The sequence below is a fragment of the Salmonella sp. 32120201201600049SM genome (assembly GCF_017572835.1).
GTDB classification, from domain to species: Bacteria; Pseudomonadota; Gammaproteobacteria; order Enterobacterales; family Enterobacteriaceae; genus Salmonella; species Salmonella enterica.
Genome location: NZ_JAGESA010000009.1, coordinates 39,493 through 53,176, shown reverse-complemented (window position 1 = coordinate 53,176; position 13,684 = coordinate 39,493). Strand labels below are relative to the sequence as shown.

The 13,684-nt window shown below is 50.5% G+C and carries 12 protein-coding genes; 2 read left to right on the top strand and 10 right to left on the bottom strand.

Annotated features, from left to right (window positions below):
- Positions 1–12: 12 nt before the first annotated feature.
- The 5 genes from J4650_RS16995 to J4650_RS22980 form a co-directional block, all read right to left on the bottom strand.
- Entirely contained in the window at positions 13–2,523 is a 2,511-nt protein-coding gene (locus J4650_RS16995; RefSeq protein WP_023993991.1) for a fimbrial biogenesis outer membrane usher protein, read from the bottom strand.
- 23 nt (positions 2,524–2,546) lie between these two features.
- Positions 2,547–3,287 (bottom strand): pili assembly chaperone SafB, encoded by a 741-nt coding sequence (gene safB, locus J4650_RS16990; RefSeq protein ID WP_023204745.1) that lies wholly within the window; start codon positions 3,285–3,287, stop codon positions 2,547–2,549.
- A 74-nt stretch (positions 3,288–3,361) separates the two neighbouring features.
- Positions 3,362–3,859 carry a hypothetical protein gene (locus tag J4650_RS16985; RefSeq protein WP_031234622.1) on the bottom strand — a complete coding sequence of 166 codons (498 nt, stop codon included), beginning with the start codon at positions 3,857–3,859 and terminating at the stop codon, positions 3,362–3,364.
- 764 nt (positions 3,860–4,623) lie between these two features.
- Positions 4,624–4,893, bottom strand: a complete 270-nt coding sequence (locus J4650_RS22985; protein ID WP_327312387.1) for an integrase core domain-containing protein — start codon at positions 4,891–4,893, stop codon at positions 4,624–4,626.
- 234 nt (positions 4,894–5,127) lie between these two features.
- Positions 5,128–5,325 carry a transposase gene (locus J4650_RS22980; protein WP_001224041.1) on the bottom strand — a complete coding sequence of 66 codons (198 nt, stop codon included), beginning with the start codon at positions 5,323–5,325 and terminating at the stop codon, positions 5,128–5,130.
- 52 nt (positions 5,326–5,377) lie between these two features.
- Here J4650_RS22980 and J4650_RS16975 point away from each other — a divergent pair, with 52 nt between their 5' ends.
- Positions 5,378–5,692 carry a SymE family type I addiction module toxin gene (locus J4650_RS16975; protein ID WP_023892102.1) on the top strand — a complete coding sequence of 105 codons (315 nt, stop codon included), beginning with the start codon at positions 5,378–5,380 and terminating at the stop codon, positions 5,690–5,692.
- 66 nt (positions 5,693–5,758) lie between these two features.
- Here the strand turns inward: J4650_RS16975 and J4650_RS16970 are convergent, their stop codons facing one another.
- The 3 genes from J4650_RS16970 to J4650_RS16960 all read right to left on the bottom strand — a co-directional run bounded on the left by J4650_RS16970 (position 5,759) and on the right by J4650_RS16960 (position 7,932).
- Positions 5,759–6,037, bottom strand: a complete 279-nt coding sequence (locus tag J4650_RS16970) for a hypothetical protein (protein WP_124234992.1) — start codon at positions 6,035–6,037, stop codon at positions 5,759–5,761.
- 316 nt (positions 6,038–6,353) lie between these two features.
- Positions 6,354–6,821 carry a sugar tyrosine-protein kinase gene (locus J4650_RS16965; RefSeq protein WP_000828178.1) on the bottom strand — a complete coding sequence of 156 codons (468 nt, stop codon included), beginning with the start codon at positions 6,819–6,821 and terminating at the stop codon, positions 6,354–6,356.
- A gap of 817 nt (positions 6,822–7,638) precedes the next feature.
- Positions 7,639–7,932, bottom strand: a complete 294-nt coding sequence (locus tag J4650_RS16960; RefSeq protein ID WP_039515457.1) for a hypothetical protein — start codon at positions 7,930–7,932, stop codon at positions 7,639–7,641.
- Positions 7,933–8,265: 333 nt separating this feature from the next.
- Here J4650_RS16960 and J4650_RS16955 point away from each other — a divergent pair, with 333 nt between their 5' ends.
- Positions 8,266–8,523: a SymE family type I addiction module toxin gene (locus J4650_RS16955; protein WP_023243487.1), complete on the top strand. Its 258-nt coding sequence runs from the start codon at positions 8,266–8,268 to the stop codon at positions 8,521–8,523.
- A gap of 66 nt (positions 8,524–8,589) precedes the next feature.
- Here the strand turns inward: J4650_RS16955 and J4650_RS16950 are convergent, their stop codons facing one another.
- Both J4650_RS16950 and J4650_RS16945 read right to left on the bottom strand, forming a co-directional pair.
- Positions 8,590–8,934: a hypothetical protein gene (locus J4650_RS16950; RefSeq protein WP_023218822.1), complete on the bottom strand. Its 345-nt coding sequence runs from the start codon at positions 8,932–8,934 to the stop codon at positions 8,590–8,592.
- Positions 8,931–13,673: an RHS repeat-associated core domain-containing protein gene (locus tag J4650_RS16945; RefSeq protein ID WP_023993994.1), complete on the bottom strand. Its 4,743-nt coding sequence runs from the start codon at positions 13,671–13,673 to the stop codon at positions 8,931–8,933. Before J4650_RS16945 ends, J4650_RS16950 begins: the two co-directional genes overlap by 4 nt.
- Positions 13,674–13,684 lie beyond the last annotated feature (11 nt).

Sequence of the window (13,684 nt, the reverse complement as noted above, 5' to 3'; positions counted from 1 at the left end):
CTTCAGAATCGGCTATCTGCAGAGACCGCTCATTTGATACAAGCCCGCGATTCCCTTGTGGGCAGGTAGGTGGTAGTTAACCCGACATTGCTGTGCTCCCCATTTCACCGTCAGTTCGCCCTTATCCGCCAGACCAGTGAGATAAACCTGGCTATCAGTATCCACCAGATCAGCGCTGCCATCCTGCCCATTGACTGTAACCTGCGCCCCGAAAGGAATGGCGCTACCATCTTCCCGTTTCAGCGTCATCAGTGCCCTGGCCCCGATGCGAGTGTGAAACTTCGCTTCCACCACCGCCCCTTCGGTTGGCACCACGCGCACATCGGTTTGTGTGACCTCTGCGTCATCCGGTAGTTGCGACGGATCGAGGCTGACTGTATTCTCCTGATAGACGCTCAGGTTGCCCACTGTGGTGTCGCCACGAAAATCCGTCTTAACGCCAGGCCAGCCGCCAACTGGCACCCCCGAGGCCCCTGGCGCTTCAACCAGCGCCACTGAGCCTTGCAAAGGTTGCCCCAGCGTCACACCATGATGGTGGATAACTATACCTCCCGCGATATTGACTCCCATCTGGCGCATCACCCGGCTGTAGCTATAGTCACCACCTAACAGGCCGTAAGCCCCATTCCATGCCAAGTGCAATGCGCTGTTATTACCACCACCTGGCGGGGCATCGGCACGGTAACTCTGACGCACCTCCCAATCCAGTTGCTGACTGAATGCCTCTCCGTTGACCCCCACTTGTTGCGTCTGACCACCGTGTGATGGTGAAGTCATCTGCCAACTAGCACTTACATTATTCCCCGTCCAGCGGCTTAATGGCATACTGAACCACAGGCTGGTTATGTTCTCTTTACGGTGCGCGCCATTGCGCCACAGCGTTCTGTTTTGATTCCAGTTCAATGACAGCGAGCCCCCTCCGATAGAGGTTCCCCAACTCAGTCCGTAGCTGTCATCATGACCGGGGCGATTACGCCAGTCGGTACGGGAACCGGTTAAACTCAGATTGCCCAAATGCCTCCCCCATGACTGACTCAACATCAGGGTAGTACGCGAGCTCGGCTGCAAATTTTCCCGCCACGACCATAGACGGTTGCCATCATGTCGATAACTGTCGAGCACATCGGATAGGGTGTTATAGCCCTGCGAGGCATACTGCCATCTCGTCAGAAAAAAATTTGTCCCCGTCGCAGTCAGCTGGTTGCTGTAACGCAGTCGCCAGGAGGCTCCTTGCTGTACCGCCTCCCCCTGACGCTGACTGTGTGTGTCGCTTCCATCGACAGATAAACTCCCCCACCGCCCGAGAGATCCCCCCAAACCAAGCAATGCAGCTTGATAGTGCGTTGCACTCTGTATACCGCCGTATGCAGTGAGATTCCACGGCAGACCATACATCAACGTAGCCTGCGCGATCTGCGCCTTATCCGTTGCAGAGTCTGATGATCGGTATCGGCCCGCCAACAGGCTGTACTTCAAATATCCCTGGTGCAGTGCTATCGCCGGGGTCTGATACGGCACCACAAACATTTGTGTACTGCCATCGGCCTCCCACACGGTGACATGCAGATCACCACTACTGTCTGTTACCGACAGATCCCGCAGTGCAAACGGTCCGGGCGCCACAGTGGTGTTGTAAATGGTGTAACCATTCTGTTTGACCTCCACCCGAGCCTGCGTGCGGGCAATCCCACGCACTACCGGAGCAAACTGCCGCTCACTGTAGGGCACCATGTTGTCATCCGATGCCAACATCACACCGGTAAATGGCACACTATCAAATATCTCCCCCTGCGAAGTCTTTTGCCCCAGAGTCAGACGACTTTTTAGTGGGTACAGTCCACGCTCAGCATAGGTATATGCTGCCTGCCACTTCCCCGACAGTTGACTACTCCGCTGCCAGCTGGTCGCATTGCGGACACGCCACGCACCTATATTGATTCCCGGTTGCAGTTGTACCCAGGAAGAGTTGTCACGCCTCTCCATATCCATTTTGTAATCCGTCTGCGTTGTCCTCGCACTGTAGTTCATCAGAAACGCCGGAATACCATCATCCCAGAGATCTTCTGGAGCGATCCCCTTAAATTCCGGACGCAACGCCAACTGCGGAATACTCAGTTGCAGTTGCTGATTATTGATATCCAGTACCGCTTTAGCCTGTGGAATGGCGGTCAGATCCGCACACTCATCTGGGGTCTTTGCTGCTTTCCACAACTGAGGGTAATCTTCCGTTTTTACGCCGTAGCGTGAAAGCTGACTGACCGTCAAACAAGAAGCCAGAAAAGGCGTTCCTTGCCCATCCTTTTCTAATTTGAACACCACATCACGGGTGTCGACACGTTTACCATTCACCATTACGTCCACTCGATAAGTCCCTGGCTGTTGTACCCCCTGGTTAAAGAGCGACATATCAACCCCTTTCGCTGCATCGCCCAACATTGATGCATCGAATGTGTAAGTGTGCGCATTTGCGCAGTGAACCACTCCCGCGATAAACAGTAGCAAGGCAGGTTGTTTGAACTTCATATTCTGCCGCTAAGCCCCTGGATTTATTTAAGGACGTAGTGGAACGGATGACTTTCACCACCAAAGTCTGTAATAACTCTCCACTCGATATCACCATGGGCACTACCTGGCATATTTAGTGTTTTGTCAGCAAAAGGGGGGATATACTCAAGCCCTGTAATGGGCTTTCCCCCTACTGTGACGGAGGCTAAATTCATGTAAAACGGGGTGGGGTTCTCCACCTTAAGTTTGTTGCCCGTCTCCACCCATCTTAAATTTCCTGCAACATCTTCCGGCGTCCCCTTCACGGCATCCGGGCGGAAAATCAGCTTATCACAGACGTTAATGGACAAATTGAGGTCAAGGGTCGCGCCCTTAGCCTGTGTATCCGACGGTTCATTTTCGGGTGGTACCGCCTTTACACAGACCCACTGTAAAGTCTCACGATCCGTTGGCATGTCACCACCAGTACGGACAATACGCAGTTGACTCTGCTGGTTCGCTTCTAAACGAAATAGAGGCGGCATCACCAAAAAGGGAGCAGGCGAACTTTTGTCTGCTGCTTTGACTGAAGACTGAACCAAAATAGGGTAATTCTGCGGGTTGCTCACCGAGAGCGTGGCTCCAGCTGTACCAGCGTGATAAATCACCCGTGTAGCCCCCAGCTTCACGCTGAATGATTTAGTGTTTAAATTTAATTTCTGCTCAGTGGCATACACTGGAGGAGTTATAGAATTAGAGACGAATAAAACAGCCGCCATTACACCAAAACTAATAATTTTCATATTACAAGTTATAAAAAAATGTATGACTTGATATTTATTGCGCCTTAATAAGGCGCAATAAAAGTTGTTTACTATTAAGCTTGATACTCCGCTATGTGTAGCGTCACTGGATAAGTATCAGCCTTTACCGTTTGTGATCCAGACAATTTCACAGCGATTTTATCTGTCATGTTATATACCCACCACTTATGCGAAGCACCATCCACTAATGAACCTTTATTGGCACAGGCTACCCCCCCAAAGGTAACTTTAATGGTATTACCACTTTTACCAGTTACCGTCCACACATCGCTGTTGTTGCCCACTGTTTCAGGTTTAGAATAATCTCCCGTTACCACGTATTGTTTGCTCGAACCGCTTACCGAAAGCGTAGCAATAGCCTCATCACCCTTATGAGGCCCTGCCACCAAGCCAGACACTGGAGTAAGCTGTGCTTGTAGTTGTCCAGGATTGCTGAAGTTTACATCCGCCGACACGCCAGTGCTTGTATTCGGCACGAGCGAGCCGGCATAACAACTAGCAGCCATCATGCTCAACGCACTTGCGATAATCAATTTTTTTATGCTTTTCATTTGAATAACCACCTTTTTTTTAACCAAATTAAAATAATCCAGCACATCCAGAATACATAACACCATACCAAATCTTACCGTATGGAAAAATCCGTGGCTGGTAATAACAGCTTGTACTTATTGGTATTTGTTACCAATTCAAATAAGTAATGTCATAAAAATCTATATATCAGAGCACCTCTTAATCTGAAAAAAATTGCGTTATTGCCAATATAAACAGTGTTGATGTTAACATCGTGTTGTCAGGGTGGAATAGAATACTAGTCAAAAAGCAATTATACCTTCCATTTACATTCAAGTGATAACATTACAATGACACCCAGCACACTGAGTGTGGGAAACCTATCTTCGAAGAGAGGATAATTATCAGGCATCGTTGCAACATTGTTTATATTTAAACATACATCTCCTAACTCGACGGTAAGATTATTAGTTAACTTTTCCTCGCAGGGAAGATCTTTAATGGAAAATCTTGTTTTCCGAAACGGAAAAGCAATTATAACGCTCCAACGAGAGTCTCAACACTAAGAGCTGACTGACACAGGCCAGACTGATTATACAGGCATGAAAAAGCTCTCCCCTTCCTTTCAGTTCTTGCTGGATTATGCAAACGTCGCACCACCTCCCCGTGAACATGGCACATTAATTTGAAGCAGCTCTCATCCGGTATCGTTTTTCAGTGCAGCGAAATTCATCGCAGGTGCCCCTGTAAATAGACCCGTTTTAGTTCCATGCATTTTTAAGATTCCGGCCAGATAATGTTGTTAGCGGTATTCCTTCGGTATCATATTGTTCCGCGATTCATATGGACGTTCGCAGTTATATTCTGATAACCCTTTATCCGCAATTTCCCGCACCTCATTCAGCGTTCTGAACAGATAAGAATTGAGTATTTCTGTACGGTATGTCCGGTTAAAGCGCGTGATGAAAACGTTTTTCTTCGGCTTACCCGGCTGGATAAACGCCAGCTTTACTGCATGTTTCTTTGCCCATTCAGCCAGTGCCAGCGAGATAAATTCCGGTTCCTTATCCATACGCAGCATGGCCAGATAACCGCGGTTGCTGTAATCCTGTCGAGTACACGGACCACTCGCAGAGCTGGCAGATTCAGATCGATTTCAATCGACAACGCTTCACGATTACAGTCATCAACAACATTGAACGTGCGAAAACGACGCCCACAGACCAGCTCTGGTTCAGCGCTTCCGGCGTGACCAGTGGCGAGGGATTGCGTACCGGCAGCCGTTGTTTACCCTTACGGCGAAAATTCAGCTTGAGCAGACAGTAAATACGGTGGAGCCTTTTGTGATTCCACGCGTATCCCTGCCGCCGTATCCAGACTTCCAGTTGTCCCTGGTGGCTTCAGAAATACCGGCCTCCCGGTAGACATCTTTAACAGTCCGTCCGGATTCGACTGATCTAATCACAGCGATGATCTGGTGCGCAGTAAAACGGGCTTTACGCATAGCGATCTCCTGCGTTGGCAGATTGATTATGTCGGATGATCTCTAAATGTGAATGGCTCGATTATGCGGGATACTTACATACTCACGCATTGAGAGACTTTCAGTTCGTTTGTACGGTGAATGGATGCCGCAGGCGGGGTTTATTAACGGGATGCCCGTCAAGGTGCGGGTAATGAGGGATTGCATCGTGATCACGCCGCAGCATACCCACGGACTCTTTGTCTGTATTGAAGGGATGGGCGTAACCCGCATTAATAAACGGAGTGCAGAACAGTGGTTAAAAAAATTTCTGGGGGCGCTGAACAATACCGGAGATATTCCGGTGATTAAACGCAAAAGAACGGAACAGGAGTTAATGAGTAATTGATAATAAAAAGCCGGGAAAAGATAACCCCTCCGGCTTTTACACATTATTCCTCCGGTTCCAGATGTTTTATTTCAATCCTTTTGGTTTTATTTCGGGATGTTTTTCATATAATGGATTCATTATTTTAATAAGCATTTCACCCATGATCAAACCAACCGCTTCTCGATATACCTTAAATTCATCCTCATCACAACGGGACTGAACAACAGCAACAGATTCATCAAGTTCCTTACCGAATATCAACATTAAATCACTAATTAATATAGCTGTATCCTTATCGTTAACCATACTTATTCCTGTAGTAAAAACATCAACAGCCTTGATTTTATTTGCATTCGTTAACACAATTCCAGCAAGCAAATCCGTTACTTTTTGTAGGTAAAGACATAAATGAGCATTCACTAACGCAATTATTTTCAACCATTTTTCATCTTAATAACTTGCCAGGATCATCTCTATCAGTACCACAAGTAATAAGACCAAGAAGATCACTATCTGTAATAGGATTCAGAGGATAATAATATCGGTCCATCCCCCTTTCAGCCCTATTGGATCTACGTAATATACCTTCCCAGTCCCGGATTATAGAAACGGCGCTAGTTATAATACAGCCCCGATTCTTCATCGCATTGGGATAGGTTCTAACTGGAGTTATCACACATTAATGTAATTTAATTACCTCCCCATGTTTCCCCGCATCATCCGTATACATTGCTTGCAAGCATATTTTTTGTCCATCATTTTTAATATAATTAAATTCTTCAATTAAAGAATAGTTAATATAGTCCACTCTATAATATAACTCCACGGATTTTGAATTAATGACATTGCTATATTGAAGTTTTCGCCCTTTAAATTCACCGAGTATTTTCATTTTAGTTCCCATAACTGTTAAAAAATCTTTTCTCGCAGTGGCATTTTTGAAAGAGTCACATGACAAATCATATATCTCAGCATACTCCCCTTCATTATAAAGAGAAAAAAGCTTATCAACTTCTTCTTTCGCAACTTCTCGAATAGCGCTATCATTTTTAATATTCTCTCTACCTAACCATGTAAAAAATAGAATAACGAACAACACAATCAACACCATAAATAGTAACGATAGAAAAAATCTATTTCTTTTCACTTGAATTCACCTGATAACCAATCATATTCCTTATCTATCAGATCGAAAATCTCCGATAGACACCTCGAATGCCGGGAGCATGTGAGTTCCCCCCAGTCTCCAAATCCGGGTCCCATACTCACACCTTTTGTATATTTATAACTATCATTTTTATTACGAGCATCTGTATAAGCCACTCCCGCAAGAAGTGCCCCATAAGAATCCCCTCCAGACTCTGATATTCCTGGTGATAAATCAGCATCAGGGGCTGATAGTGTGAATAACAAACCAGCAGAAGTACCTGTACCGCTATGATCACACAATGAATAATACGCACAAACCTCTCTTTCCTTTGGGGTGTGTACTCCGGCTCCAGTTGTCCCGCCATCTGCTCCGGCGTCAGCCTCCCGTAACAGTCATACCGGTACAGTTACTACATATCTTCCGTGATGCGGTTATCCGCCCATAATGATTTCCCGGCTTTTATTCAACGAATGATTAATAAATTTCATGTACAGTCTCTGATATTCTTTACTCAGAGTTATCAGCCTATCCCCCAAAATAAATCACATATTATCTTGATTATTTTTTTAAGATTATCTCTAAACATCCCTCTTTTCGATAAAGTGGCATATAATACCCATATTATCGCGCTTATACTACCAATAATAAAGATCAACATGGATATTTTATTAATCATATTCATCAAACATCAATGTCCCTATCTTTTTGATGAAATTCATTGGAGAATCCATCATGTTATGGAATTTCTCTTTATACAAATCGCTAATTGATGGCTCATCTGGATCGTCAAACTGTTCACTATAAGGCAATACACCTAATAAATTTTTGCAGCACCTATCCTTGTCGGTTTCATTAAGTGATTCTGATAATCATAAATTTGCCCTGTTATATGAAGCAGTTGCCAATTTGATATTCCACGCCCCCCTGCCAGAGAAACATTGCCCACTGGAGACAATATAATAAATCCATCAGCAGCAATACCTATCCCGAGTTTGGCTACCCCACTTGCGTGCAATCTTGCAGAATTAGCCATATTTAAACTAGCCGTTAACATTTTTGCCGGATTAAATGGAAGACTATCCAGACTATTATTAGTCTCATCTATCATGCGACTACATAATTCACATGTAAACAATCCCAGCGGATCTGTATCTGTGACGGGATTCAACGGATAGTGGTAAGGATTTAATCCCCCTTTCAGCCCTGTCGGGCCTGACTGACGAACCTGCCACACTCCGGTGCATAATATCTGAACAGATTTTAATGCAGGCCCGTTTCATCGTCAAAATACGGCCCCGGTAGCCGGTTGCTCATCACCGCCCGGTGCTGGCCGAGGAGAGGGAGGCGCGGTGCCAGGATGTCGCGCCCATACTCGCTCACCCTGAGCTCCACAATCAGCCAGCATCCGGCGGAGAATTAAGAATTTATTTAGTCAGCAAATATGAATGCCTCCGGCGTCAGCGTCCGCCACATCAACAGCGAAACCTGCATGACCACCAGTTACTCACATATCCCCAGCCAGCACCTTAAGGGTGACTGGCAGGAAGAAGCGGGATTTGAGACCGGGCGCAGCGTGACCGTGAAGATTTCACAGGGGTGTATTGTGCTGATGGCGGACAGTAACGAGGAGCAGAAGCTGCGCGAACAGCTTTACAAGGCTGAACAGGTGGTTAAGGGGATGCGGGACGTGATTGTTTAGTGGACTGAACGTGGATTAAATAAACAAAAAGCCGGGAAGAATTAATAATCCTTCCCGATTTCTAAATCAAAGATCTATGAAATTATCGTTCTCTAAATAAAAATTTAATCCTGCGATAAAATCTTCCATTGATGGGTTTTCTTTCTGGGTAGATATATTTCTTAGTACATCTAAAAATTGATCTCCATAGAAAAAAAGTTCTAATGAGTTATTAATAACAAACTCTGGATATACTTCATCATCATCATCGCTAATAACAGGATACATTTCTAAATAACAAATAAGATCCGCTCTAGCAGATGATTCGTATTCCTTTGTATACAAACAGAAATTATCTTTCTTATATCCACTCATAATTTTAGATATTAACTCATCTAAATTATAAGCCTTTCTATATTCTAACTGATTCATCCACATCTCCTCCCTCTAGGTTTACCTGTTACCCCATCCAGTTTACCTCTACGACCAAGTTCTCCTCCGCCCCACATATCACGTCCACCTTTCCCGGTAGGGTGATACAGACCCTGATTATCGGCATGGTCTATGCGGTCAACTAATACCAGTCTATTAACATCTTCATGATGATGCCATGTTAAACCTGGAGGGCTTGATGCTTTATTCGGGTTTTTCAACCAATCGCCTAATGCGGGATGACGTCCCAGCATATCTCTTCTAAATGAAGGATCACTGTTCATTCTATTAATAAAATCAGTGTTTGCTCTATTAAATTGAACACCATCACTCGAATATTTATATTTAGGGTCAAGAGAGTAATCATGAAATATATTATACTTCCCGTTATTTGGTCTATTTGCTAACCCCAGCGGATCGATCCAACTTAACGGATTCGGTGCATACGCATATAAGTTTATTCCGCCCCTCAGCGAGATTGGATCGCCCGATATAAACTTCCCGATATCCGGATCATAAAATCTGTATAAATTGTAATGCAGCCCCGTTTCCCTGTCCAGATATTGCCCCTGGAAACGCAGGTTCTGCTGTACGGGCCGGGTTTCTTTTTCATGCGTCAGGTTCCCCCATACCTGATAGCCCGCTTCCCAGACAATATTGCCCCCGCCGTCCGTCATCTCCTCCGGCGCGCCGTTTACGTCCGTATGGTAATACAGCACCTCATCCGCTTCGCCCGGCGCCGCCCTGTCCACCCGCGCCAGCGGCTCGTGGCTCCCCTGGTCGCTGTAGATATACAGGCTGCTGCTTCTTCCCAGCCTGCACTCCTGCGCCAGCCGCATTCCGTCCCATAAAAACGTCGTCCGGTTATACGGCTTTCCTTCCGCGTCCAGCTCGTGCTTCTCCACCCGCCTGCCCGGCGCGTCGTACACGTACCCGTAACGCCGTACGGTGCTCCCCCGGATGACCGCCACTTCCGTCAGCCGGTGCTCCGCGTCCCAGCGATAGTGCTGCGTACCGTTGCGGCCCCGCTTTTCCACCACCCGGCCATATTCATCGTAACGGTAATGCAGCCCACGGTATGACGTTATCCGGTTGAACGGCACCACGCTGCCTGCACCCGCCTGCGCGGTCTCTCCCTGCCGCCTGTCCAGCAGGTTCGCCGCCGCGTCGTACTGCCAGCTGTCCAGGTATGCCTCATTCCGGCACGCCGTGATACGCCCCGTCGTGTCGTAAAAATAATCCGTCACCCCCTGCCGGCTGTGCCGCTTTTTCAGCAGCTCATCCTGGCCGCTGTACGCATATTCCCGGTCAATAAACGTCTCCGGCACCACACCGCGCATTCCTTTACAGGTCAGTTTCCGCGTTAACCGGCCCGTCCGGTCGTACATCCGCCGCGTGTCCAGCCGCCCCTGGCTCCGCTGCACCTCACGGTGCAGGTGGTCGCGCGTGAACTCGCTGATGACATCACGCCCCAGGTTGATTTGCTGGAGATGGCCGCTCCCGTAGTACAGGTACCGCAGCGTCCGCCCGTCCGGCATCTGCGTTTCTGTGCGGTTGCCCTGAACATCGTACCGGTGCTGCAGCACGCCCTGCGCCGTCTCCTCGCTCAGCAGGTTACCCGCACTGTCGTAGCTGAACCGGATAACTTCCGGCTCTCCGCCTTCCGCCGCATCATGCCGCCTGCGGCGGATTTCCAGCAGACGGTCCGCCGCGTCGTACCGGTATTCCGTGCGCGTCTCCGGCGTGATTTTCGCCGTCAGCCTCCCCGCCGCATCACGCTCCAGACCGTGACGGATTTCTCCCCCGCGCTCCCCGCCGTATATCACCGCCGTCACCGCATTCAGCGCGTTATACCCGTATGCCCGGCGGCTGCCGCCGGGGTCCGTCTGTTCCGTCACCCGGTCCAGAACATCGTACCGGAACCGGTAGTTTTCCCCGTTCTCGTTCGTGAGCGTGGTCAGCCGCCCGTAAGCGTCGTACTCATACGCCGTCCTGCGACCCGTCGCATCCGTCTGCCTGCGCACCCGCCCCTGGCCGTCCCGCTGCCAGCGTGTTATCTGCCCCGCCGGGCTGGTGTATTTCACCAGCCGTCCCGCCGCATCCGGCTGGTAACGCTCCGTACGCCCGTCCGCGAACATGACCTCCGTCAGATGTCCGTTGCCGTCATAGCTGTAACGCGTACTGTTACTCTCCGCGTCCGTCACCCTTTCCAGCCGCGTGCGTTCATCATAAAACCATGCCGTCTGCGAGCCAGAACAGTCCGTGTGGCGCATAAGCTGCCCGTCTTCGTTCCACTGCAGGTATTTATCTCCGCCCCGCGCGTCGGTTATCCGCACCACCTGACCGTGCCGGTCGTACCCGTATACCGTGCGCTGGTGCAGCGGGTCGCTGACCGCCTGCAGGTTGCCCCGCTCATCATACTCATAACGCCACGCCGCCCCCGCGGCATCCACCTCCGTTTCCGGCTGGTGCCACACCGGATGCCACTGCGTCTGCTCAACCCGGCCCAGCGGGTCATGCGTCTCCGTCAGGTGGCCGAGACGGTCATAGACATAACGCCATTTGCCGCCCTGCGCGTCCGTCATCCCCAGCAGTAACCGCTCTTCATCGCTCCAGCGGAAAGTGGTCATCTGCCCGGCCTCGTCCCGGTACGCCGTCACCAGGCCCTGCGCATCCCACCAGTGGCAGCGCGTACGCCCCAGACTATCCGTCACGCACAGCGAACGTTCTGCCAGATTCCAGTCCAGACGGTACTGCTCGCCGCTGTCCGTATGATGGCCCGTCACCCTCCACGCCGCATCGTCCGGGCCTTCAAACCACGCCCAGGTGTAGTAATACCGTTCGCCGCCCGGCTCCCGGTGCATCGTCATGCAGTCGTTGTCGTCGTACGCAAACTCGCGCTGATACTGACCTGCGTTGTCCACCACCCCGTTCAGCCGCCCCGCCTCATCGTAGCGGTAACGCCGCAGCAGCTCCGGCTCCCCTTCCGGGTAATGGCGGAAGATGCGCGTCACGCGCTGCGGGTGCGCTGCCAGCTCATAGTGCAGCCGGATGCAGGGGCGCTGCCGGTCGCCGCTGATTTCCAGCAGACGCCCGTGGTTGTCGTAGGTCAGGTGCTGGCAGTTACTGTTGCGGTCGCCCAGCATTTTCAGCCGCCGACGCTGTGGGCTGAACGGGTCCGCTTCAAACAGCCTGTACACGCCGTCATCACTGCTGATAAGCCAGTGGCCCTGTTCGCTGCGCCGCACTGCCAGCCCCTCGCCGGGGCTGTAAAAACCGCTCCCCGGCTCCACCGCCTGCAGGTCAATTCGCCGTCCCATTGGGGATACATACGTCATGCAGTTTTCATCCGGGTTGTCCGGCGTACGCTCCAGGCACACTTCATACAGCACGCTCCAGCCCCGCCCGAACATCCCCTCCGTCCGTTCATCACGGCTGCTGTAGGTCCGCTGCCACTCCAGCGGGAAGTGGCCGGGCAGACTGAAATCAACGTCATCATCGCCTGCCAGGTACTTGGCTCCGGTGGCGGCGTTTACCGGGCGGTTCAGCGCACTCCCCGCCTTCTGAACCATCATGTTAATGCCCAATCCCATCATAAAGCAGGCACTTTTAGCTAACGCCCGTCCGGGCTGCATGAACGTCAGCGCAATGGTGGTCACCAGGGTTATTTGTGACTTACCGCTTTTGATATCCCGTACCACCAGAAGCGGCCCGCCGATACGTACATCACCGGATACATGTACGCCGTTCTCAGGCTCATCCACCACTTTTGCCTCGCAGGTACAGCGTACCCCGCTGCGCGCCGCAGGCTGGCTGTTGATACGCACATCCCGCGTCCCTTCGGCGATATATTCTGCTGCGGGCGGCTCATCGTCGCCTTTGAACAGGTTCGAAACGCTGCCGATAAGCGCGCTTGCCGCCTGAAAACCGGTTTCCAGCACATCGAAAGTGTTCATCGCCCCCAGTACCGTCCCCACCGGGTCATCCGTCAGCGCCTGCAGTTTCTGCGCCATAAACTGGGTGAATGAAGAGGGATGTTTGTGGCAGTCGATTTTATCATCCTGTTTCGGGTCAGACCCCGGATATGCCGTTGCCACCGTGGGCTGCCACATCTCTGAAATAAAGTGGCCCGTGTCGGAAAGCATATCGCCCGCCTCCGTCAGAGCATCATTTCCCAGCGAGGCCCATCCTTCCGCTGATCCCATCCGGCTCACCACGGAAACGACGCCCTTAGCCATATTCTCTGCCCGGCCTTTTACTGCATCCAGATATTCCCCGGCCACATCCCACATTGATTTGGCGTCCTGCCTGCGTTTTTCTTCTTCTGCCTCTGCCTGCGCCTGCGCGTCCAGGGTTTCCACATCATGGCGTGATAATGCCGTTGCCGCCGCCCGCGCCGCCCGTTTGCTGTTAATCCGGGTGTCGCCTGAGCCGGTCAGGATATATCCCTCAATTTTCGGCGGAAAAAGGCTGTTGGCTATGTCTTCACAGGCTTTACTGATTTTCTCCCCGGCGCCACTCAGCAACATCGTCGCGCCGACCACGGTCCCCACAAGTAATACAGCGCTGCATCCCAGCGTTGCCACCGTAGCCCCCGTCGCCAGCGCCACAACAGCCAGTGCCGCAAAATCAATAACCGCATTGATGGCGAATTCCAGCGCACTGCCCACCAGATCTGCCAGAAAGGACGTATGCAGCAGCGCGTCGCCTTCCCTTGCCGCCCAGAATGCTTCTCCCATACCACACTCCC